This window comes from Pseudoalteromonas sp. Z9A6 (assembly GCF_011378805.1).
Taxonomy (GTDB): Bacteria; Pseudomonadota; Gammaproteobacteria; order Enterobacterales; family Alteromonadaceae; genus Pseudoalteromonas; species Pseudoalteromonas distincta.
The window spans coordinates 1-22,980 of the sequence record NZ_WTKZ01000044.1; the positions used below are offsets into that span (position 1 = coordinate 1).

19 protein-coding genes are annotated in these 22,980 nt (G+C 39.1%); 9 read left to right on the forward strand and 10 right to left on the reverse strand.

Annotated elements, in window-relative coordinates; translation table 11 throughout:
* Positions 1–71: 71 nt before the first annotated feature.
* The 4 genes from GQR53_RS14980 to fucP form a co-directional block, all read right to left on the reverse strand.
* Positions 72–602 (reverse strand): hypothetical protein, encoded by a 531-nt coding sequence (locus tag GQR53_RS14980; RefSeq protein ID WP_165744368.1) that lies wholly within the window; start codon positions 600–602, stop codon positions 72–74.
* Positions 603–611: 9 nt separating this feature from the next.
* Entirely contained in the window at positions 612–2,267 is a 1,656-nt protein-coding gene (locus GQR53_RS14985; RefSeq protein WP_206013298.1) for a YHYH protein, read from the reverse strand.
* Positions 2,268–2,300: 33 nt separating this feature from the next.
* Positions 2,301–2,909 carry a flavin reductase family protein gene (locus GQR53_RS14990; protein ID WP_165744370.1) on the reverse strand — a complete coding sequence of 203 codons (609 nt, stop codon included), beginning with the start codon at positions 2,907–2,909 and terminating at the stop codon, positions 2,301–2,303.
* Positions 2,910–3,040: 131 nt separating this feature from the next.
* Complete coding sequence (gene fucP / locus GQR53_RS14995; RefSeq protein WP_165744371.1) at positions 3,041–4,348, reverse strand: L-fucose:H+ symporter permease; 1,308 nt, start codon at positions 4,346–4,348, stop codon at positions 3,041–3,043.
* 286 nt (positions 4,349–4,634) lie between these two features.
* Between fucP and GQR53_RS15000 the strand changes: the two genes are divergently transcribed.
* From GQR53_RS15000 to GQR53_RS15025, 6 genes are all read left to right on the forward strand, one after another.
* Complete coding sequence (locus tag GQR53_RS15000) at positions 4,635–5,792, forward strand: ROK family transcriptional regulator (RefSeq protein ID WP_206013303.1); 1,158 nt, start codon at positions 4,635–4,637, stop codon at positions 5,790–5,792.
* 234 nt (positions 5,793–6,026) lie between these two features.
* On the forward strand, positions 6,027–8,615 hold the full coding sequence (locus tag GQR53_RS15005; RefSeq protein WP_165744372.1) for a TonB-dependent receptor: 2,589 nt from the start codon (positions 6,027–6,029) through the stop codon (positions 8,613–8,615).
* Between the two features lie 63 nt (positions 8,616–8,678).
* A complete protein-coding gene (locus GQR53_RS15010; RefSeq protein WP_165744373.1) occupies positions 8,679–9,671 on the forward strand; it encodes a carbohydrate kinase in 993 nt (330 codons plus the stop codon).
* Positions 9,672–10,116: 445 nt separating this feature from the next.
* Entirely contained in the window at positions 10,117–11,646 is a 1,530-nt protein-coding gene (locus tag GQR53_RS15015; protein WP_165744374.1) for a deoxyribodipyrimidine photo-lyase, read from the forward strand.
* Between the two features lie 2 nt (positions 11,647–11,648).
* Positions 11,649–11,783 (forward strand): DUF2256 domain-containing protein, encoded by a 135-nt coding sequence (locus tag GQR53_RS15020; protein WP_076916399.1) that lies wholly within the window; start codon positions 11,649–11,651, stop codon positions 11,781–11,783.
* Positions 11,784–11,913: 130 nt separating this feature from the next.
* A complete protein-coding gene (locus GQR53_RS15025; RefSeq protein ID WP_024593544.1) occupies positions 11,914–12,351 on the forward strand; it encodes an OsmC family protein in 438 nt (145 codons plus the stop codon).
* Positions 12,352–12,449: 98 nt separating this feature from the next.
* Here the strand turns inward: GQR53_RS15025 and GQR53_RS15030 are convergent, their stop codons facing one another.
* The gene (locus GQR53_RS15030; protein WP_165744375.1) at positions 12,450–12,635 is read right to left on the reverse strand and encodes a 2TM domain-containing protein; all 186 of its coding nucleotides are present in this window, start codon (positions 12,633–12,635) and stop codon (positions 12,450–12,452) included.
* 219 nt (positions 12,636–12,854) lie between these two features.
* On the opposite strand from GQR53_RS15030, the gene GQR53_RS15035 reads away from it, so the two are divergent.
* On the forward strand, positions 12,855–13,631 hold the full coding sequence (locus tag GQR53_RS15035; protein WP_165744376.1) for an EAL domain-containing protein: 777 nt from the start codon (positions 12,855–12,857) through the stop codon (positions 13,629–13,631).
* Between the two features lie 52 nt (positions 13,632–13,683).
* Here the strand turns inward: GQR53_RS15035 and GQR53_RS15040 are convergent, their stop codons facing one another.
* Entirely contained in the window at positions 13,684–15,171 is a 1,488-nt protein-coding gene (locus tag GQR53_RS15040; RefSeq protein WP_165744377.1) for a dipeptidase, read from the reverse strand.
* A gap of 137 nt (positions 15,172–15,308) precedes the next feature.
* Here GQR53_RS15040 and GQR53_RS15045 point away from each other — a divergent pair, with 137 nt between their 5' ends.
* Complete coding sequence (locus GQR53_RS15045; protein WP_182754262.1) at positions 15,309–15,500, forward strand: DUF2986 domain-containing protein; 192 nt, start codon at positions 15,309–15,311, stop codon at positions 15,498–15,500.
* 2 nt (positions 15,501–15,502) lie between these two features.
* On the opposite strand, the gene GQR53_RS15050 is transcribed toward GQR53_RS15045, so the two are convergent.
* The 3 genes from GQR53_RS15050 to GQR53_RS15060 all read right to left on the reverse strand — a co-directional run bounded on the left by GQR53_RS15050 (position 15,503) and on the right by GQR53_RS15060 (position 20,288).
* Complete coding sequence (locus tag GQR53_RS15050; protein WP_240917484.1) at positions 15,503–16,420, reverse strand: TDT family transporter; 918 nt, start codon at positions 16,418–16,420, stop codon at positions 15,503–15,505.
* A 256-nt stretch (positions 16,421–16,676) separates the two neighbouring features.
* On the reverse strand, positions 16,677–18,830 hold the full coding sequence (locus GQR53_RS15055; RefSeq protein WP_165744379.1) for a TonB-dependent receptor: 2,154 nt from the start codon (positions 18,828–18,830) through the stop codon (positions 16,677–16,679).
* A 159-nt stretch (positions 18,831–18,989) separates the two neighbouring features.
* Positions 18,990–20,288, reverse strand: coding sequence for a PAS domain-containing methyl-accepting chemotaxis protein (locus tag GQR53_RS15060; RefSeq protein ID WP_165744380.1), 1,299 nt, complete (start codon positions 20,286–20,288; stop codon positions 18,990–18,992).
* 374 nt (positions 20,289–20,662) lie between these two features.
* On the opposite strand from GQR53_RS15060, the gene GQR53_RS15065 reads away from it, so the two are divergent.
* On the forward strand, positions 20,663–21,868 hold the full coding sequence (locus tag GQR53_RS15065; protein ID WP_165744381.1) for an MFS transporter: 1,206 nt from the start codon (positions 20,663–20,665) through the stop codon (positions 21,866–21,868).
* A gap of 63 nt (positions 21,869–21,931) precedes the next feature.
* Here the strand turns inward: GQR53_RS15065 and GQR53_RS15070 are convergent, their stop codons facing one another.
* The gene (locus tag GQR53_RS15070; protein WP_002958143.1) at positions 21,932–22,978 is read right to left on the reverse strand and encodes an NAD(P)-dependent alcohol dehydrogenase; all 1,047 of its coding nucleotides are present in this window, start codon (positions 22,976–22,978) and stop codon (positions 21,932–21,934) included.
* Positions 22,979–22,980: the final 2 nt, after the last annotated feature.

A 22,980-nucleotide genomic window follows, 5' to 3' on the forward strand; every position in this document is an offset into this window, starting at 1 on the left:
GCTAAAAAAGATCCTTAGAAAATAATTTGTCTTGGTGAATAGTTACAAAAAAAGTTTATTATGAATTTTCATTAATGCGTGTTTTCAACCTTGCTAGGAAAGCTTTCAAATCGGTATGTTATAAACTCTTTGGTTTGATCGTTAACATACAATGTAGCAACTATTTTTTTACCTTGAGCGGTCCAATACATATGACCATGATTATTTAAAGTAACCGATACGGTATTTATACCCGTTTTAAATAAGTTAGCAGGTAAATGCAACGCTTGTCCGTAAATTCGCTGTATTTTAACCCCATTAATGTATAAATGAGCATGACCTTGTAAAAAACCGGTGTCTTGGTTTGTTGTCGCAACCATCATTTGTTGCATGTTCATCGTGCCCTCTGGCGGCACAGACAAATCATAACGCTGTGTATCTAAAATTAAGTTATAACCCGACATACTATCTTTTAATAACTTAAGGCTTAATGCCGGGATTGGCGTATCATTTGGCACAGCTATAGGCATATGGCTATGATCCATCATTTCCTGCTGCGCAAAGAGCTTGAAGCTCAATAGCGCAGCAGTTGTTAGGATCAATGCGTATTTAAAATAACGCATAGTTACTCCTTACATTCCTGGTGGTGGACCCATTGTTTCGCCCGTATCACAGCGACCAATTGAATTATCGGCTAATTGACCTTTAAAACGAGGCCCTATTTGATAAGGGAAAGAAGGCTGTAATTTACCATCGCTGTCTAGCGTTAGTGTTATATGGTAGTGATAACCCTTGCCATCGTTAGTATCGTGGCCGTTATGCTCATCTAATTGAGCACCGGTTACTGTTTTTTGTGCATAGTAGAAATCTTCAAAATAATAACCATCGTCGGCATTTAATGTATTACCAGAGAGCGTCGTTACTTGTGCGCCAATAGCAGGACCTGCATCACTTGTTTGTGTACCTTGGCTAACATCGTATTGATCAACTAAGGTACAGCTTCGCTCACCCTCAGTACCACACCCCCCTTCACTTGTAGGTGCACCATAATCTCGCATTTCCCAGCCACTTAATGCTAGTTGTCCGTTACTTTCATAAGGACCATAAAGTGGATAGCCATCAGCTGCAAACCCATAAATAGGTGAATGCGCATCGCCATCATCTTCAAGTAAATCAGCTAAGCAACTAGTGTAAAAATGGTGATGATATTCACCGTTAGCAGCATGTCCGCCACACACATCAACATCGTATTGCTCAGCAATGGGCGCTAATGTATACCAAATATTATTACCGTAGCTCATACCATCGCCCCAGTTAAATATACTGGTGCCATTAACCATTAAGCCAACTGTACCTAAACCTGTTTCACAAGTTTCAGTGTCAGATAAATCGGTAGGTGTTATCGGAAAATACGCTTCAACCGCTTGTTCTGTTGGGCAACCTGGTCCTGGAGGCCAATAGCCTGCACCGCCTGTGTCATCACAGTTTTCAGTGCTGCTGTTATAGCCAATATCTTCACCAAACGAAATGGTTTGCCCTACTACTGCAGAAGTTACACCGTTATAAAAATCGGTAGCTGCACGCGGGCGGTTATTTAACGCGTCTACTTGGTCTTGTGTAAGCGTTACATCATATTTAGGAATGTCAGTTGTTTGCACATACATGTATTCAACGTCAGCATCTTCCTCAGAAACAGTAACAACCTCAACTGATTGAACATCTTCAACCACTGCGCCATTGTTTTGTATATAAGTAGAGGTTGTATCGTTGTTAATTAACCAGCTGGTAAGTTTTGCACTATTATCAACTGTATCTGAGTCTGATGAAGCAATAACATTAACTATAACTGTATCTACAACGACATCGTTTGTGCCATCATCTGCACTGATTTCAAATACAAGTGCTTCATCGGTTAAAACTTCAGGTGCAACAAACTCAGTAGACGTTGCAGTACTTGAAGATAAACTAACGGTAGTGCCTGATGTTTGTGACCAGCTAACAGATACTTCGCCATCATCTTCAACTGTTGAAATTAAATAAACGGTATCGCCCGCATTAACAGTTTGGTCAATACCGGCGTCAACAGTTGGAGCACTATTACTGACCGTTTCGCCGTCTGTTGTAGTACTTGTAGAATCGCTATTACATGCGCTTAAAGCAATACAAAGCGCGCTTAACGCAAATAACTTAGTGGCATTAACGGCTTTTGTTTTAAGAAGTGTTTTCAATGCTTGAACCTTTACTTTAACGTTTAATAAAACAAAGTTAACAAGTAAAAGTGCAAACAATGTGCACAAACAAAGGAAGAATCTATATTAAAATTACAACTGTGGCCTTTTAAGCAAAAACTTATCTTTGGTTGTACTAAAGTAATCGCCGCCCATTTTGCCCACTGCATTTAATAATTCAGGGTCAATATAGCCACCACTCATCACTTCATCGTCTATACAAATACCCACTACATCCAGCAACATCATTGTTCCACCGCCAGGCTCATTTGAAATACTAATAACTTCGCGTAACTTACATTCAAACCGTACTTTTGAATCGGCAACGCTTGGCGCGTTAACTAACTTACTTGGAGCTTGGGCAATGTTAGCTGCATCAAACTCGCTTATATCACTAGGATAATTTGCACAACTTTGGTTCATTTTTTCAACTAGCTCTTGGCTGACAATATTAACCACACATTCTTTAGTTGCCATTAGATTACTAAGCGTATCTTTATTCGTTTTATCACTAGGGTTTACTTGCGTAACACTTAAAACAGCTGGCTTGCAACTAGCCACAGTAAAAAATGAATAAGGCGCAATATTTGCACTACCTTCGCTATTTAATGTACTTATCCATGCGATAGGCCTTGGGCTGATACCGCCTACTAAGTAAGAGTAAACATTTTGGTTGGTATTTTCGGTGAGATCTAAAAACATATTTTTTCAACTAAATAAGAATATCAACATGCCTAATATCTTAATCCGATGAAGGTTGGGGTTAAAGAAGATTTACAAATGAGAAAAGTTAAAAAGTAAAACCGAGCCTTCAGGCTCGGTTTTCAATCCATTTAGCAAGGCGCTACATTATTGAATACTCTGACTTTTGTTTTTAAATCAAATGCAGCATAAGCTGCAACAATAATAAAACACCCCGCAGGCACAACATAAGAAAACGCGACACTGTATGTATCAATAAACACAGCTTGGAATACAGGAACTATCGCTCCACCTAAAATAGCCATTACTAAACCAGCAGCACCTAGTTTTGCATCATCGCCTAACCCATGTAGTGAAATCGCGTAAATAGTTGGAAACATTAACGACAAGCAAGCCGATATACTTACCAGCGCCCATACGCCACTTATATTTGGCATTTTCACCATATAAAAACACAGCAGCATTGCAATAATAGAGGTTGCCATTAACAGTTTGGCAGGACGAATAAATCCCATAAGCCAGGTCATTACAAATCGAGAAACTAAAAAGGTGATCATACTGTATTGTAAAATACTTCCCCCAGTAACTTCATTTGTATCGAGTGCCTCCATTACGTACTGGATGGTAAATGTCCATACACAAGTTTGCGCCGCAACATTAAAAAACTGGGCGATAACACCAAAGCGGTAATGGGTATTTTTAAACAAGCGCTTAAACGTTGCACTAAATTCTACATGCTTAGAGACTTTTTTTTGCTTACAAAAATTAGGTGTTTTAGTAAACGCAATTGCCAACCAAATAAAAACCAACACACAAGCCATACCAACATAAGGCACCATAACTGCATCAAGTTCTGCGCTTATAATGCTAGTTAATTGCTCACTATTCATATTTGTGCGCTCACCAGAGGTTGCGGTATTGAGCTTTGGTAAAATAAGGGTGGCGGCTAAAAAAACACCAATGTTAGTACCGACAGGGTTAAATGATTGCGCCAAATTCAACCTGCGAGTTGCACCTTGTTGGGTGCCCATTCCCATTACATAAGGGTTCGCTGATGTCTCTAAAATAGATAAGCCTCCAGCTAACACAAACAAAGCCACTAAAAAAAAACCATAAGTCATTGCTTGGCTGGCGGGATAAAACAAAAATGCTCCGATTGCAGCCATCCCTAAACCGGTTAACACACCTGTTTTATACGAAAAGCGTTTATTGACATATGCCGCCGGAATAGCTAGGCAAAAGTAAGCTCCATAGTAGCTAAATTGTACCAATGCAGACTGCACTGACGACATAGTAAAAATTTTACTAAACACTTTTACTAGCGGATCAGTCATGTTTGCCGCAGCTCCCCATGCAGCAAAGCACAGAACAAGTAAAATAAAGGGAACCACCATCTCCTTGGAGACAAGAGGTGTTTGTGTGTGTGTGTGTGTGGTCATTGCCGTGTCTCAGTTGTTAATGTTAAGTAAAGCATTTAACCAGTTAAATATCATTCCGTCAATAAATCAACTATAGTTATTTATTAACCTCCTGTGACTTATTTATACTCTGTCGTAAATTTAATAATAAGAAATGAACCCGGCAGTAAAGCTAATATAGTCGCCAATTACACACACTCGGTGTACAATTAATCAGGTTATTCAAGATAATAACAACTAGGTAGGAATAATTATCAAATCTAAAAACCCTCGACTCTCTTTACAAGAAGGCCGAAGCCAATCTGGCCTGCGTGCTCATAATGAACGCCGAATTATGTCATTAATTCGCCAACACGGTAGTGCTCCAAAAGCTGAAATAGCACAAAAAACAGGACTTTCAGCACAGGCCGTCACAGTAATTATCAATAGCTTAGAAGCAGAATCGTTATTAATACGGAAAGACCCGCAGCGTGGCAGGGTTGGCCAACCAACCATCCCATTTGCGTTAAATCCAGATGGTGCATTTGGAATTGGCTTAAAAGTAGGTCGTCGCAGTTTTGATTTAACCCTGATTGACTTAGTAGGAAATATACGCGCAACTTTGCACGAAAACTGCGCTTACCCCACAGTACAGAGCTTGCTAACCTTTTTAGAGAAAGGGATCAGCGTACTTAAAATGAGCTTAAGTGACGAATTAGCCAAGCGTATCTTAGGTGTGGGTGTTGCAACCCCTTACGAAATTTGGAACTGGACAGAAGAAGCCGGCGCTCCAAAAACAGTATTGAATGAATGGAAGTCTTTTGATTTTAAAGAAAAAATAAATCAAATTGTACACCTTCCCGTGTATGTATGTAATGATGATACTGCGGCTTGTTCAGCTGAATTAAGCTTTGGTAATCCTGCTCGTTTTAGCGATTTTTTATATATTTTTATTGGTACTTTTATTGGTGGTGGAGTTGTTATAAACGAAACCTTATTTACTGGTAAAAAAGGTAATGCCGGCGCTATAGGTTCATTACCTAGGCCTATGCTTAATAGAGAAGGACAACTAACCTCCCAACAACTTATTATGCAATCATCACTGTATATTCTCGAAAAAATGCTCAAAGGTGATGGCTACAATACTGACATACTATGGAGTTCAAAAGAGTATTGGGGAGACTTAGGCCCCGTACTCGATAAGTGGATAGACCAAGTTGCAGATGGCCTCGCCTACGCGGCATTGTGTTCTTTAGCTATTTTTGATTTTGAGGCAATTGTCATTGATGGCGCCATTCCTATCAATGTCAGAGAAAAAATAGTTTTGGCAACAAAGTTAAAATTGAGCCAGGCTGATCATCGCGGTATTAATCGCTGTGAAGTACAAAGTGGCTCTATTGGCGCCAAGGCTCAATCAGTAGGCTGCGCTAACCTACCGTTACTTATCAACTTTTCTCAAGATCACGCAAGCCTTTCACACCACTAATATACTTTAAAGTTAAAAAGCAGCCATCGGTAACGTTGGCTGCTTATTTATTTTTTATCAGAGGTAAAAAATTCACTCAAACAATCAAAAAGCTGTACAAAAAATAATAAATAATAATAGTTGATTTATTATTTTAAGTTCTCTACATTCTATTTACAAATTTGATAACACTGACATGTTTGATTAATAAAACCGCAAATTTGTATACACACACAACGAAGAGAGAACAGAAAAATGAAAGTATCAGCAAAAATGACTCTAATTGCAGTCGCTGTAGGTCTATCCATATCCCCTAACGTCTTGTCACAAGAGCAACAAGAAGCAAAAAGTGATTTAGGGTTTGAGCGCATCATTGTAACGGGAACATCTCGGCCAAAAGAGAAAATCGAATCAACTAATGCAATAACTACCTTTAACGAAGCAAAGTTAGAGCAATTGGCTCCGCACAGTGTTGCTGAATTAGTGCGAAGTATTCCTGGTTTTCATGCCGAAGACACCGGTGGAGAAACCGGTAACAACGTAGCCCCACGAGGCTTTCCGTTATCAACGCAAACAGAGTTTACAGCACTACTTCGTGATGGTATGACCGTGTTTTATAATCAAGATATTTTATTTACTCAAAATGATCGCTTTACCCGTTTGTCTAATTTTGTTGGCAGCGTTGAAGCTATTCGTGGTGGTGCCTCGTCAATTTTTGTTGGTAGCGCGCCAGCTGGGTTTATTAATTTTATTTCTCGTGAAGGCTCCGATGATACCCAAGGTGATGTGTTTTTTGAAACCAACAGCAACAACCGCCTAGGTGGACAAGGTTGGGTTAGCGGATCAATAGACGATCAGACAACCTATGCAGTTGGCGCTTGGTATCGCAAGGATGACTCCGCACGCGATCCGGGGTATACAGCTAACCAAGGTGGTGAACTTAATGGCAATATTAAGCACTTTTTTAAAGATGGCAGCGGCTTTACCCGCTTTGAGTTTAATAAACAAAACGATAGATCATTCTTTTTTATTCCTCAGCCATTAATAGGCTCAACCACCAATGCTAAAACAATCCCAGGCGGGATGGATATCAGAGATGGCACCACCGGTAACTCAGCAGGTGCGCGTTTATTAACTCTTAATAACACCCCAAGCGGCGACATTGATTTGGATATTGCAGATGGTAACTACGCTAATGTGACCTACTTTGGCAATACAACCGAAATTGAAATCAACGAAAACTTAGTCTTTTCAAATCAAATGCGTTATACCGATATGCTAACAACCTTTACCGGCATCATTAACGTAGGTAACGCCGAATCGTTAGCTAGTAAAGCACAAGCTATATATGCTGCAAATACTGATTTCCTTGCAGGTGCCATGGTTGATGGTAACCTAAGTTACGATATACGCGATGCAGGAAACGGCTTTGTATTGGCTGATTCAAGCAACGTAAATACCTACAACACCAATGGATACGGAATAAACGCAGGCTTTTGGCATAGACGTTTTGAAGGCGACAACTTTCAAAACGAAACCAGATTCAACTACACCTTTGATGATGTAGGCGAAGGGACTCTTTATGCTAATTTTGGCTTATTCTTCTCTAATATTAATGGCCATGTTACCGACTATCGAATTAATACACTGCAATCAGTAGAGCCCCTGCCGCAGCGCTTAGATGTTGTATTTACAGATGCACAAGGTGTTGACATTGCCAGCGGTACTTACAAAGGTATTCAGTCTGGATCACATGGTTTTGCCGATATTGTTTATAGTGAAAATACCCTTGCGCCATTTGCTGACTTTGAATACGAGCTTGAAGATGTGTCGTTTAATCTGGGCCTAAGGTACGAAACCCTCAAAGCAGATGGGGAAGCGCAAAACCAAGCTAATTACACAATTGACAGTTTTGCCAGCGATACTGATACCGTCAATGGGAATATTACCCTGCCCTTTGGTGATGGGACTTACCGAAACTTTGATGTTGAATACAACGAAATGGCATGGACAGTTGCAGCTAACTACAAATTTAACGACGACTTAGCGGTATTCACTCGATATGCAGATGGTTTTCGTATGCCTGATGTAGATAAATACATGGCGATTACCAACCTAACTAGTCAAGAGGAAATTAATCAATTTAATAACTCTGAGAGACGCGAAACACAACCAGCTTCAACGGTAATGGCCGAAGTGGGCATTAAATATAACGAAGGTGATGTCGCAGCATTTGTAACCGGTTACTTCGCCGCTGCGAATGATTTATTCTTTAATGTACCTACTGTTGAAAATGGTCAAGTAGTGCAACGTCAAGCCTTTAGAAACACAGAAACCTTAGGTGTAGAAGCCGAATTTAACCTGCAAATCACCCAAGACTGGCGCATTGGTGTATCTGCAACGTACCAATCACCCGAATTTGTAAACACACCAGCGGCGCAATACTTGGATGCTAATAGAAGCTCTGCCTCTATTGATATAAACGGCAACTTACCTGTACGTGTGCCTAAGCACTTTGGCCAATTAACTAGTAGCTATCAGTTTGAAGATTTTTCGTGGGGTATGGCAGCTATTCATGGTAGCTACTCTTGGAGCGGTAAACGTTATGCCGACGACGCCAACACAGCAGAACTGCCTATGTATGGCATGTTAAACCTTGGTTTATCCCTTGAAAACGAAGACGGTTATTACCTTCGTGCCGATGTTAAAAACCTAAATAACTCAGAAGGCTTATCAGAGGGAGATCCTCGCGCAGGTGAAACGGTAGCAGGTCAAGCAACTACATTTAATGCGCGCGTTGTCTTACCTCGTACCTTTAGCCTTACTATTGGTAAGCGTTTTTAATTTTACTCTAATCTAGGGTATCTTCATGCAAAGCGATACCCTCGCAATTTTTAGGAAAATATAATGGAAGTAGTTGCAATTGGTGAAGCTTTAATAGATATACTCTCACATGACTGCATGCACAATAAGGCATCAAATAGCGAACTAGACTTCACACAGTTTGCCGGAGGCGCACCCGCTAATGTTGCTGTAGCCGTAGCAAAGCTTGGTGGTTCAAGTTATTTGCTTGGTAAAGTAGGCAATGATAAATTTGGTCGCTTTTTAATAAATGCACTCAAAATGTATAATGTAAACACATCTTATGTTGGCTTTTCAAAAAAAGGGAAGACGGCACTCGCGTTCGTATCGTTGGATGAAAACGGTGAACGTACATTTGAATTTTACGATAAAGATGCTGCACATTACGATTTACAAATAACCGATTTAGAGCCCTCTTTATTTTCAACACCTAAAATTGTGAGTTTTTGTTCAGGCTCTTTTGCAAAACCTTTAGTATTAAATACAACCTTACATGCGCTAAAACACTTTAAAGAATCAGGCTCGGTTACATGCTTTGACATTAACTTTCGTTCAGCCTTCTGGGATGAACCACTCACAGCTAAATCTGTTATTGAGGATGTTGCTAAAACAGTTGATGTTATTAAAGCGAGTAAAGATGAGCTGATCTCGCTTTATGGAATAGAGCATATTGATACCACCATTAGAAGTTGGGTAGATAGTGGCGTAGCTTTAGTTTTAATGACCGATGGTGGCGAGCCTATTACTTTTTCATCTAGCTCATTTAGTGGTACTTATCCTTGCCCTCAGGCATATGTTGTGGATACCACAGCTGCAGGCGATGCGTTTGTAGGTGGTTTTTTATATCAAATATCTTCGCTAGTGAGTAATAAAACAGAATTTACTGACTGGGCAAGTAACTTTACTAACGTTTCAAAGGCTATCGACTTTGCTACTAAGTGCGGAGCCAAAACAGTAGCAACGTTTGGAGCCTTTGATGCCCTACCTACATACCATGATATCTCGGCGAGTACCCTTAAATCTTCGTGTCGATGTTAAAAACCTAAATAACTCAGGAAACTTATCAGAGGGAAGTTTCACTCAGGTGAAACGGTAGCAGATCAATCAATTATATTTAATGCGCGCGTTGTCATATCTCGTGTCTTTAGCTTTACTATTGGTAAGCGTTTTTAATTTTACCCTAACTGAGGGTATCGTCATACAAAGCGATACCCCCGCAAGTTTTAGGAAAAGATAATGGAAGTAGTTGCAATTGGTGAAGCTTTAATAGGTGTACTCTCACATGACTGCAAGTGCCAAAATTGCTTAAGTATCACGGTAATTCTCCCTATTTATAATACTTCTTTTATTGGCGACTCATTTTAGTATCACCTTAACATGAGTTGCCTATATCAAAATCGTTTTTACACTAGTCTTCTTTTACATTTAATACGTATTGGTTTTGTCTTATTATTTATAATGCCACGGTTTTAATATTGCCAGTATGAAAGAAAAAATAAACATCGTGTGGTTTAAACGTGATTTACGTCTTAGCGATCATCAACCATTAAAAAATGCATTTAGTAATGGCTTACCGACCCTGTTACTTTATAACTTTGAGCCATTACTGCTCGAAGATGCACACTACAATGAGCGGCACTGGCGCTTTGTGTATCAATCAATAGTTGAGTTAAATAATCAGCTAGCGCGTTTTAACGCCTGTGTTTATATATTTAATTTAAATATGAACGATTTACTTGAATCGTTAAAGATGCAGTTTGAAATAGTTAATATTTTTAGCCATCAAGAAATAGGCTTAAACAACACCTTTGAGCGCGATAAGGCAATAAAAGCATGGTGCCAGCATAACCACATTAATTGGCAAGAATCACAAACAGGCGCTGTTATTCGCGGCAAAAAAAATCGTAATAATTGGAACGAACGCTGGCAGCAAACAATGCAAGCACCTATTGCTGTTCCTAATTGGAAGAGTATAAAAACAATTACCCTTAATAACTATCAAGCGCCTGAGCTGCCAAGCGCTTACACTCAAGATCATGACAACTTTCAACAAGGTGGCCCACTGCATGCGCGAACTGTAATGCAGAGCTTTTTTGCCGAGCGCGGTAAAGGTTATCAAAAAGGAATATCGAGCCCAAGTTTAAGCCAAACCCACTGCTCTCGGCTTTCGCCCTATCTAGCATGGGGGAACATTAGCCTTAGGCAAGTGTATCAAATGGCCATTGATGAATATCATTCAAAACACCCTGATAAAAGAGGCTGGAAACGCCCACTAGCAGCGTTTGTATCGCGCTTGCATTGGCACTGCCATTTTATGCAAAAGTTTGAGAGCGAGTGCTCTATGGAATTTTTAGCCCTTAATCCAGGCTACCATGTATTTCCGTATCGCGATGATGAACATGTTAAAAACGATATTGAACGCTGGGCGCAAGGTCAAACAGGTATTCCCATTATTGACGCTTGCATGCGCTGCTTAAAAGCCACCGGCTATATAAACTTTAGAATGCGCGCCATGCTTGTAAGCTTTGTAACGCATCATTTAAATATAAGCTGGCAGCAAGCAAGCTTTCCTCTCGCTAATTACTTTTTAGATTTTGAGCCCGGAATTCACTATCCGCAAATTCAAATGCAAGCCTCGGTAACAGGCATTAACACCATCAGGCACTACAACCCAATTAAACAATCAGAAGATCAAGACCCAACAGGTTCGTTCATTAAAAAGTGGTGCCCCGAGCTTGAAAAACTCCCTATTGAATATTTACATCAGCCTTGGGAGCAAACTCCAATGGAAGCACTCTTTAACGACTTTAAGTTAGGGGAGGATTACCCTGAACCCATGCTTGATTTAACAGCGGCCTCAAAAGAAGCACGCGAACGCTTATGGCAATACCGTGAGCGAGCCGATGTTAAACGTGCCATAGGGAGGATTCTTAAAAAGCACGTTGGGGGTACTCAAAAAGTTACTCGAACAAAAAGTAAAACGGATACTAAAAGTAATAGTAAGGCTAAGTAAGCATGGCACACAAAAAACTAAACTTACCTCAAAAAATATGTCCTATTTGTAATAAACCTTTTACATGGCGTAAAAAATGGCAGCGCGACTGGGATAACGTTATTTTCTGTTCAGAGCGCTGCAGGCGTAATAAATAAGAGTAATAATTAACTGGCGTCTATTTTGCAGCATCATCAGTAATTAGTGCTTTTAAGGCTTTATATAAGCTTATTTTGTAAATAAGGCTTAGATAACCTGAAAAGCTTACACTCAAGCAAGGAGAAGATGATGACGATTAAAAAAACGGCAAGTTCAACATGGTCTGGCGACATTAAAACAGGCAAAGGTAGCATATCAACTCAAAGTGGCGCGCTTAATAAACAACCATATGGTTTTAATACCCGCTTTGAAGATGAGGCAGGCTCAAACCCTGAAGAATTAGTAGGTGCAGCGCATAGTGCATGTTTTAGTATGGCGCTTTCACTTGCATTAGGTGATGCAGGCTTTACCGCAGATAAAATTGATACTAAAGCCACTGTAAGCCTTGATGAAGTAGATGACGGTTTTTCGGTGACGCATATTGCCCTTGAGGTAAAAGCGCGTATTGATGATATTCAAAATGAGCAGTTTCAAGCTTTATGTGAGCAAACTAAAAAGAGCTGCCCTATTTCAAAACTCTTAAATACCGAAATATCACTAGATGCGACTCTTCAATCAGCATTTTAAATATTTAGACTTAATTATTTAAATTTAACTATTTAGATTTAACTATGTAGACAGTCCCTTACTAAAAAAGCCAAGTAAGTAATTACTTGGCTTGCTTATTATAAAGAAATATCTCTAGATTCATTCCTACTCAAAGTACTTACTACAAGCCCTATTCCCATCCCAATTGCTGGCCATACTACCCATATATAACTAGGCGAAGTTAGTAAATTTATAACGCTTAGCAAAGTTAAAATAAGTAAATATGCTTTAACTTTTTTACCTAATGTCACTGTATTTTTCATTTATATTCTCCAAGTAATGTATGTCGCTATTATTGTTTTAATAAGCAACATACACACCTGCTAAATGTCACTAAGTGGTCTGACATTAGTCATCACTTTTCATTTAATTACATAGTTATTTATTATGTATAAAAACATAAAAAAACAATACTTTAATCTATTTGTGTTAGAATCTAATCTCAACTAACCTAAACAAATAAACATAAGAGGATGAGCTAAATGAGCGAAAAATCAAAAGATTGTGAAAAAGTTACGTGTAGTAACTGTGCTGACGCTAACGATCTCGAATTTGATTTTTCAATGGCTTTTCAACCGATTATAAACTGTAAAACTCGCCTAATTTATGGATATGAGGCATTGGTTAGAGGTTTAAATGGCGAGTCTGCTTATTCAATCATTTCAAAAGTGAATGAAGACAACCGCTATGCATTTGATCAGCTTTGCCGCATCAAAGCCATTCAATTAGCCGCAAAGCTTGGCATAACATCAATGCTAAGCATTAACTTTTTACCTAATGCTATTTATAAACCAGAGCGATGTATACGCACTACACTAGACGCTGCAAAAAAATATAACTTCCCAATTCAAAATATTATGTTTGAATTTACTGAAGTAGAAAAAATAGAAGACACCGCACACATAAAGCGCGTTGTTGATTACTATCAGTCTCTCGGATTTAAAACCGCCACTGATGACTTTGGTGCAGGTTATTCTGGTTTAAATCTACTGGCTGACTTTCAAACAGATATTATCAAGCTGGATATGGCGCTAATACGCGATATTAACAACGACAAAAAACGCCAATTAATAGTAACTCATTGCTTAAATATGTTTCGCGATTTAAATATTACCGCACTGGCTGAAGGGATTGAAACAGTAGAAGAATATACATGGCTTAAAAACGCAGGTGTTGAGCTTATGCAAGGGTATTTATTTGCCAAACCAAGCTTTGAAAACTTGCCCGAAATAAATTTTGAGGACATAGGTGCTGATTAATACCCAACACCTATTATTTATTTAAATCTTATTGAATCTAAGTACGCTTAAACTACATATTACCCAGCTCTATCATCATTGCTGTGTACATACGTAAATTCAGTTCAAGTTGCTCAAGTGTCATAAATTCATGCTCTGAATGACCTGTGTAGCGCTTACCTGGCATTGAAGGACCAAACGATACCGCATTATCAAACAGCTTTGCGTTAGTGCCACCACCTATTGATACAAAGTCAGCTTTTTCGTCGCCCGTAAAATGCTTGAAAATATCAAGCAGCTTTTGCGCATGTGGCGCGCTATCAAGTAGCATCGGTGTGCCAATAATTGTTTCTATGTTAGCAAGCGTTACATTGTTAGTGGCTTGCCAATTAGCGAGTGCATCATCAATTTGCTTTTGTAATACAGCTTCGTCTTTACCCATTGGGCGACGTGCATTTACAGCAAGTGTTAGCGCATTACCATCGCGCTCAATAACTGTTGGTGCCACTGTCATTGGGCCCATAAAGTTGTGCTTGTAAGCTATTTCGCCAAATTGTTTACCGTGAATGTCTAAACCAATTAACTGATTCACAAAGTCGATTAGCTCGCCGTCACTGTTATTTTCAAGCTCCACGCCTTTAAATAACTCAGCTAAATAAGCAATGGCGTTTATACCCGACTCAGGCTCTGATGAATGCGCCGACATACCTTTAACGCTTATTGCTAAACCATTGCTTTTTTCACTAAAGTTAAATTCAACTTTATTTAATGTTTTAGCTTTTGCTTTTAATGTATTAATAAGTGCAGCGTCTGCATTGTGAAGTACTAAGCTGGCGTCTTCTGGAATTTGGCTTCTAAACGCACCGCCAGTTACATCGCTTACATATAAACCCGTCTGTGGTGATGTTGCATTAAAAGTAGGTGCAATTAGGCTCCAACCTTTCTCGGCAACCACTACAGGGTATGATGCATCAATCGTTACTGCATATTTTGGTTGTTCATACATTTTCATGAATTTAGTAAGCGGACCCCAATCAGACTCCTCAGCAAGGTAAATCATAAGCTCAATACGGTTATTAAGCGTTATGCCTTTATCTTTAATTGCTTTCATGGCGTAAAGCGCTGTCGCTATTGCGCCTTTGTCATCCTCAGTACCACGACCAACTAATTTACCAGGCTCAGACGTATCAATAATAAAAGGGCTTTGTTTCCATTTGCTAGCATTAGCAGGCTGCACGTCGCCGTGGGTTACTACCGTTACTTTTTCGCTTTGCTCGCCCATTCCAATTAATACGGTGTACCCTAAATCTTGATAGTCGAAACCAAGCTCTGCAGCTTTCATTTTTAAAAGTGCTTTAAAGCCAATAAAATCGGGATTTTGAGGAGCGGCAATATCGCTCTTATTAACGGTCGGAAAAGCCACTAAGTTAGTTAGTGTGTGTATTTGAGCATTTTGGTAGGTATTTACTGCGTAATCGGCAACGCTATCAATATTTTTATTTAACTGCGCATGTGCGCTAAATGCAAATAAAGCAATACTGGCTAAAGCTAACTTTTTCAAAACAATTCCCATTTAATTAATAACTAAGAGCGGTAATTATAACGCTATGGGAGGCTTACATATAGCAATTTGTGGCAGGCACACAGCTAACTTAAGGTAAATATTTATATAGCAGCTTTTATGAGGATGACTGTATAATGCGCGACTTAAAATTAAGAGAGTATTTAATTGTGAACCGTCGTAAAAAAATCGTCACTAAATTTCAAAAGAAAGATAAACGCACTAACGCTAAATTGCATAAAAGCAACAAACCCTCTTATGTATCAAAAGCTGAGCGCGAAAAACAAGCTGAACAAGAAAGTAATGAGCCACAGGTAATCCAAGAGTAGCTTTACGTTACCTGTTGCTTTGATAATTTAAAGTGGCAAAAGTACCGACCACTTACATAACATACCACTGCCGTGGCAACTATAAGTTCAAACGTAGCTAAGTAATTAACTGTATCTACATATGGCATTGCGAGGTTTATACTTTGCATCCAATCAGCCATTTTAAATAATGCAGTTGCCCCAATAACCATTGGAAATGTAAAAGCACCGTAGCTCGGCGAAAAAGGTCTGCGTAATAACTTTATAAATAACACATAAACAATCAGTGTTTTTATTATCGCTAATATAAATAATGCCCCCACTATAACAAGTGATGGATTAGCTACAATATGAAAGTATCCCGCTAATGTTAAGCTAGCAGGCGCTGCTAAAATGGCGAGTGTTGGCTGTATTTCGTAGTCACTTTTTAATGCTAATATAAAACGATAAAACATAATTGGCAGCATTATAGCGTACGTTGATATACCAATAACTAACGCACTATAAGCTAACCACGCTAATGTCGGATTTCCCGAAAAAGTAACATCTGCAATAATTATCCCCACTGGTGGCACAAACCAGCTGGGCGCCATATCCTCAAAGTTAAACTTTTTTACTCGCTGGTATAAAAAGCTCACCAAAAATGTGAGATGCAACACAAAAGCTAAAACCCACATAATGTCGCCAGCTAATGAGTGAAATTGCCCAACTGAGTTTGAAATAACAAGATTAGCCATTGCAAATGTAGGGATCACACTTCCTGCAACTGGGTGTGCTAAATCAGCTTTTAATAAATGAGGGTGTAGTAAAAACTTAGCAGCCAAAAGTAAAACTAATACGCCAGCTAATACCGCTCCCAAAAATTGCCCTTGAGAGTTTAAGTTAAAAACGTTTTCCCATGTCCATCCCATACTGGCAATACCCAAAGCTAAACCGGCCATAGCTGTTGGCGCACCCATCACTTTATTTTTAAATTGCTTAAAAACTGTACTTCCTAATCATTGGGTGATGAACAAGCTACTGCTTTTTACTGCATTGCCTTAAAATAACGCTGTAAAATTAGTACAAGCGTGCTTAATAGAACGCTTTTTGCGTACAAATATTTCATAAAAATAAGTTTACGGCTTACATATTAAAGCGTATGAAAAAAGCCATAACACAGTTATGGCTTTTACTTTATTTTAAAATTTAATTTAGTTAAAACGCGTAACTAATGCTTACATTAAATGAACGACCCTGCCCAGCAAGTTGTTCAAACCCGTTGCTGCTATCTTGTTTAAGTGCTGCAATACTTACGCCGCCTAGTGGGAGTTGGTAGTACTCATCAAACACGTTACTCACTTCAGCACTTAGCGTTAATGAATCCCATGTGGCTTTAGAGCTTAAATTAACCAAGCTGTAGCTGTCTGTTTGGTTTTCAAAACGATTATTATCTACACGGGTTTTAGTATCTACCCACTGCCAAGTTAATGCGTTTTCAAACCGACCCATTTGCTGGCTAATACCTAGCTGGGTTTGCAGTGGTTTAATTTGATAAAGCGGCTGGTTAGTATCGTCGCGCTTGCCTCTCGTATTAGTAACATTAGCGTGTAACTGCCAGTTACCTAAATCCTTAGATTCATAAATGTTGACTGTTAAATCTATTTTTGCACCATATAAAATGGCATCTACATTAGTAAACTGCAAAATGTTACGCGCAGTGTTGTCCAAGTCATAACTATTGAAGCTTCTTACAATATCAGCATCAATATAATCATTCACATCGGTATACCAAACATTAGTGCTTAAACGCCAACGGTCATCTTTAGCCGATTTAATATAAGTAGCACTTAAAGTATGCGCTGTTTCAACGTCTAAATCAGGGTTACCAATATAGCCATTACCATCGCCATACCAACCAATCATGGTGGTTGCCATATTACTTACGCCCCAGCTGTATCGCTCATATAAATTAGGTGCGCGGTTTTTACGGGCAAGACCAAATTGCAGCTCATCATAATTTGTTATTTGGTAGTTAATTAATAAGTTAGCATCAACTATAGTGTCGGTTTTATGTCTGTCGCCAGCATTAAAATTCTGTGCAGCAATAGTGTTATCTGTAGACGTATCGCTCATGGTCACACTGCTTATATCGTCCATATCCATCATGCTCATATTCATACCATCGTTGTAAGATTGAACCTCTCCAGCTTGGGTATTAATACTTTCAATACGTACACCTGCGTTTAGCCACAGTTTTGTATTTATTTGGCTCTCGTATTCAGCAAATGCCGTTATGCGCTCTCGTTTGCCATTATTTATATTTACGTAATCGTTTGGTCCCATCATGGTTGAGCCTTCGATACCTGGCCACCAATCATCAATGCTGTAATTGTAATATTCTTGACCGAGTAAAATACTGCTGTTTTTATCAAGGGCAATACGCCATTTAAGCTGCGTACTTATATCTTGTGCATCGGTTTTCATTCGCATCATGCCTGTTTTTTCTTCACTGAAAAAACCCATTTCGTGCTTTACGCTATGCCAGTTAACTTGCCCTTCAAGCTCGCTGTTTTCAAAGGAGCGTTTGTATTGAGCTATTGCACCGTAGCTGGTGTTATCGGTCATATCCATATACTGATTTGCAAATCCCTGATACGGGATTTTTTGATGCGTTAGCTTTATAACTAATTGCTGTTTATCATCGCGCATAGCTGCGGTTAAACTATGATTTTGTGCTCGATACAATGTATCTAATACTACATCGCCGTTACCGTCTTCATAACTATCTGCGTCACTAAACGAACCCTGATAATTAAGGCTAAACTTGTCGGTTGCTAAACGAGCGCCTACACCAAGTTTACGTCCGTTATCAACGCTACTGTACTTTGCTGACACATAACCTGAGTGCCAATCTAATTCACTTTTATCGCTATACTGTGGTGAAATAGAGTTTACGCTTATAACACCGGCAATATTATCGCCGCCCGCGCTTACTGGCGACACGCCTGCAACCACATTGTAAGACGTAATTTGATTAGCCGAAATATACGAAAGTGGCGGGTTCATATGATTAGCGCATGCAGCGGTAACATCTGCGCCATCAATTAACACTTTAACTCTGTCGTCCATTAAACCATTTAAAATAGGGAGGTTAGATACGCCGCCCGCGGCTGAAAAATCGACACCTAAATCACTTAATAACGATTCTGACGAACCAAGTGCTAAATGCTTATTTTGAGCATGTCCATGTACTTCAATTACTTCTAAAGGCGTATCGTCGGCAAATGCAAAAGGAGATAGCACACCGCTAATAAAAAGTGCGACAGGGGAAAGTAAGTAAGTTTTTTGAGTTTTGCTTTTATAAACCATTGTTAATTTATGCCACTGTAATAATTGGCGTAATTATATAATGAGTACTAAAAGCAAAAGCGCGACATATTGTCGCACTTTATCAATTTATAATGTTGTTAGGTGTGTTTAAGCACTTTAATTAGCAGCTTAAAACGTAAAAAATGATGCAAACAGTAGTTAAGTATTTAACTTAGCTACTGTTTGAGAAACAATATCTGCTCCGCGTTCAATCTCTTTAATGACCTCAGATACATTCGCAATAAGCTCCCGGCCTTGCTCTGAAGAGTCTGAAACCGACGTTATTTGCCTTGATATATCATTAGTGAGCTCTTGGTTATTTTTAACAACGGTCGCTATTTCATTAGTTGAACTACTCGTACTGGCTGCGAGCTGCCTTACTTCATCAGCTACTACAGCAAAACCACGGCCGTACTCCCCAGCGCGTGCAGCTTCTATTGCAGCATTAAGTGCCAGTAAATTAGTTTGATCAGCAATACTGCTGATTGTAGAAACAATGGAACCTATTACAGCTGATTGTTCATTAAGATTTTTAATTAAATCTACCGACTTAAGTACTTGGCTTACAATGGCATCGGAGTTTGCAACAGAACTTTGTAGTATTTCAGAGCCTTTTTTAGCTGTTTGCGCAGTAGCTAGCGCCGATTCATACGCTATTGCAGCAGCCTCTATTACTGCACTGTTATTATTAATTCGATCGGTAATATTTGACGCAAACTTAATTATTTTAATTACATTACCTTTGCTATCTAATATTGGGTTATAAGTAGCCTCAAGCCAAATTTCTGAACCATCGGCGGCAATACGTTTAAATTTTCCTGACTTAAACTGCCCCTCGGCTAACTCATTCCAAAAGCGTGGGTTTTTCTCATAAAACACTTTAGTACAAAACATTTTATGATGCTTACCTACAATATCTTTTAAGCTATACCCGATTGTTGTTAAAAAGTTTTGGTTTGCGCTTAAAATATTTCCTTCAGGAGTAAACTCTATCGTAGCTAATGCTTTATCAAGTGCACTAGCGATAGCTTCTTGTGCCTTTCGTTGTATGTAACTAGCCGTAATATCAGAGGCTATTTTAATAACCTTAGTAACTACGCCGTGCTCTTCAACCGGGAAGTAAGTTGCTTCAAGCCAAAGCTTATCACCATTCGCTTTGTATCTTAAAAACGATCCTGCTTTAGAGTCACCTGCCTTTAATGCTTGCCAAAACTTGCTGTATTCGTTTGAGCTTGCATACTCACTTTCGCAAAACATACGATGATGCTTACCAATTATTTGCTCTTTACTGTAACCAATAGTTTTTAAAAACAACTGGTTTGCGTCTAATATTATTCCTTCAGGGGTAAACTCTATATAAGCCACATGCTTATTAATTGCAGATAAAACAGACTGCTTTTGAATTAATTGAAGCTCCATTTCTTCAATTTTTGCGTTTTTTTTAGAAATACCAAACATATAAAAACCTTAAGGAGTAAATTAGCACTAGGGTTGTTGACCTAAAATTAGCAAATTAATGTAATATCAATATGTAACTATACTGTAAATATAAGCTTTAAATAGCCTTTCAGCTAATATTTAATACCTTACAGGCGCCTGCTTTATAAATAGTTTTTTTATTTTATGAATTTTAAGTAGTATTTTCTTCTAATTAATATTTTAAAAACCTAACAAAAACACTAATTTATGCATGACTCTGTACTTTTTTTAACTTAAAATAGCACTTTCACAGACTACCCTCTCACACCAAAATTTAAGCATACATATAATATTTTCTATTCAGAATTTATTGCGCTGTTTCACTTTTAAAATTAAATCTTAAGGGATCATCTATGACATCAGATGTAACGTCGGCATCTAGTCAACTTAACAGAACCGCTATTTTACTCGTATTAGCACTTGGCACATTTATTTTAGGATTATCTGAGTTTTCGATGATGCCTATGCTGCCACTAATTAGCGAAACATTTGGCTCAACGCCCTCACAAAGTGGTTACGCAATTAGTGCTTATGCCATTGGTGTTGTAGTTGGCGCCCCTATTTTAATGCTCACTACAGCTAATATGAGAAAGCGTAAAGCATTGCTCATTTTTATAAGCTTAATGTTTATCTCAAACGGGTTAAGCGCGATGGCAACATCGCTTGAGCAGCTTGTAATATTTAGATTTTTAAGTGGCTTACCTCATGGTGCATATTTTGGTGCTGCTATTTTATTAGCATCAGATATTGCCCCAAAAGGTAAGCGTGCTAGCTTTATGTCTAAGGTGTTTATGGGTTTAACTGTGGCTACTATTGTTGGCGTGCCTATAGTTACACTTGTAGGTCAAAATTTAAGTTGGCGTTATTGTTTAGCTGGCGCTGCAGTACTGGCCTTTATTGCTTTTGTTTTTGTTTATAAAGTAGTGCCTAATATCGATAACGCTAAGCCTTCTAACTTACTAAACGAGTTTGGCGTACTTAAAAATAAACTGGTTTGGTCCATTTTGGGTATTGTAATTATTGGCTCTGGCGGAGTGTTTTGTATTTATACTTACATTGCCGACACCATATTAGTGGTAACAAAAACAGCCCCGTATACTATTTCTATCGCAATGGTAATGTTTGGTATCGGTTGTACACTCGGTAACTATGTACTGGGTAAAGCTGCCGATAAATCAGCAATTAAAACGACTGGCCTTGCGCTTGTATGTACTATTGTATTTGCCTTTGCATATGTAACGGCAAGCCATAATATTTGGGCTCTTTACGCGGTGATCTTCTTTATTGGTTGCAGTGTGGGCTTGGCTACGCTGATTCAAACGCTTTTAATGGACGTTGCGCCCGAAGGCCACGCTATGATTGGTGCCTTAGTACAGTGCGCATTTAATACAGCCAATGCTATAGGCCCTTGGGTTGGCGGAATTGCAATAGCGCAAGGTGCCGCACCTAATCAAACAGGTTACGTAGCAGCTGCATTGTTTTTAGGTGGTTTGGGTATGTGGCTATTAAGTTACTTACAACTAAACAAACAGCAACCAACAGCGCAAGCAACTAATTAACTGAGTCCTGGTTAATTTAAAATACAAAAAGAGCCGCTAATTAGCGGCTCTTTTTAGGTGAAATTAAGCGTTTAACGATGCCATATCAATAACAAAACGGTATCGTACGTCAGATTTTTCCATACGCTCGTATGCCGTGTTAATTTCGTCAATGTTGATCATTTCGCACTCAGGTAGCACGTTATTTTCACCACAAAAGTCGAGCATTTGTTGCGTCTGTGCAATGCCACCAATAAGTGAGCCTGCAATACGACGGCGACCCATTAACAGTGGCACCGTGCTTAGCTCATCCACTGGACCAACTTGGCCAACAATAACTAATGTACCATCTACATCAAGTAGCGGTGTGTAAATAGATAAATCATGTTTTACAGGGACTGTATCTATAATCACGTCAAAGGCTGATTGCGAGTCTTTCATTTCGTCATCATTAGATGACACTAAGTAGTGCTGAGCACCCAATTTAACCGCATCATCTTTTTTAGACTCACTACGACCAATTACCGTAACGCTTGCGCCCATTGCAACTGCATTTTTAACGGCCATGTGACCAAGCCCACCTAGACCAACAACACCAACACGGCTACCTTTTTTTACACCCCACTTATGAAGTGGCGAATACGTAGTAATACCTGCACAAAGTAGCGGTGCAACGCGTGAAAGGTCTAAATTTTCTGGTACAGAAAGTACAAACTCTTCGCGTACAACAACATGTTTAGAATACCCACCTTGGGTCATTTCACCACTAACGCGGTCTTTGCCTGCGTAAGTACCAACCATGCCTTCGCGGCAAAATTGTTCTTCGTCGTTATCGCATTGATCGCAACTTTGGCACGAATCAACCATACAACCCACAGCAACTGTGTCGCCTTGCTTATATTTTTTAACGTCGCTACCTACCGACATAACTTTACCAACAATTTCGTGCCCAGGTACTAGCGGATAGTCACTGCCACCCCAATCATTTCGTACGGCGTGTAAATCTGAATGGCACACACCACAGTATAAAATTTCAATTTCTACATCGTTATTTCGTAAATCGCGGCGCTCAAAAGAAAACTCTGTCAATTCAGAACCTTGGCTTTTTGCTGCATATCCTACTGTTTTCATAA

What these genes read in the sequence shown, in the direction of transcription:
- GQR53_RS14980 (WP_165744368.1), bottom strand. Translation starts at nt 602, where the DNA reads ATGCGTTATTTTAAATACGCATTGATCCTAACAACTGCTGCGCTATTG.
- GQR53_RS14990 (WP_165744370.1), bottom strand. Translation starts at nt 2,909, where the DNA reads ATGTTTTTAGATCTCACCGAAAATACCAACCAAAATGTTTACTCTTAC.
- fucP (WP_165744371.1), bottom strand. Translation starts at nt 4,348, where the DNA reads ATGACCACACACACACACACACAAACACCTCTTGTCTCCAAGGAGATG.
- GQR53_RS15005 (WP_165744372.1), top strand. Translation starts at nt 6,027, where the DNA reads ATGAAAGTATCAGCAAAAATGACTCTAATTGCAGTCGCTGTAGGTCTA.
- GQR53_RS15010 (WP_165744373.1), top strand. Translation starts at nt 8,679, where the DNA reads ATGGAAGTAGTTGCAATTGGTGAAGCTTTAATAGATATACTCTCACAT.
- GQR53_RS15015 (WP_165744374.1), top strand. Translation starts at nt 10,117, where the DNA reads ATGAAAGAAAAAATAAACATCGTGTGGTTTAAACGTGATTTACGTCTT.
- GQR53_RS15020 (WP_076916399.1), top strand. Translation starts at nt 11,649, where the DNA reads ATGGCACACAAAAAACTAAACTTACCTCAAAAAATATGTCCTATTTGT.
- GQR53_RS15025 (WP_024593544.1), top strand. Translation starts at nt 11,914, where the DNA reads ATGACGATTAAAAAAACGGCAAGTTCAACATGGTCTGGCGACATTAAA.
- GQR53_RS15030 (WP_165744375.1), bottom strand. Translation starts at nt 12,635, where the DNA reads ATGAAAAATACAGTGACATTAGGTAAAAAAGTTAAAGCATATTTACTT.
- GQR53_RS15035 (WP_165744376.1), top strand. Translation starts at nt 12,855, where the DNA reads ATGAGCGAAAAATCAAAAGATTGTGAAAAAGTTACGTGTAGTAACTGT.
- GQR53_RS15045 (WP_182754262.1), top strand. Translation starts at nt 15,309, where the DNA reads ATGCGCGACTTAAAATTAAGAGAGTATTTAATTGTGAACCGTCGTAAA.
- GQR53_RS15050 (WP_240917484.1), bottom strand. Translation starts at nt 16,420, where the DNA reads ATGGCCGGTTTAGCTTTGGGTATTGCCAGTATGGGATGGACATGGGAA.
- GQR53_RS15055 (WP_165744379.1), bottom strand. Translation starts at nt 18,830, where the DNA reads ATGGTTTATAAAAGCAAAACTCAAAAAACTTACTTACTTTCCCCTGTC.
- GQR53_RS15060 (WP_165744380.1), bottom strand. Translation starts at nt 20,288, where the DNA reads ATGTTTGGTATTTCTAAAAAAAACGCAAAAATTGAAGAAATGGAGCTT.
- GQR53_RS15065 (WP_165744381.1), top strand. Translation starts at nt 20,663, where the DNA reads ATGACATCAGATGTAACGTCGGCATCTAGTCAACTTAACAGAACCGCT.
- GQR53_RS15070 (WP_002958143.1), bottom strand. Translation starts at nt 22,978, where the DNA reads ATGAAAACAGTAGGATATGCAGCAAAAAGCCAAGGTTCTGAATTGACA.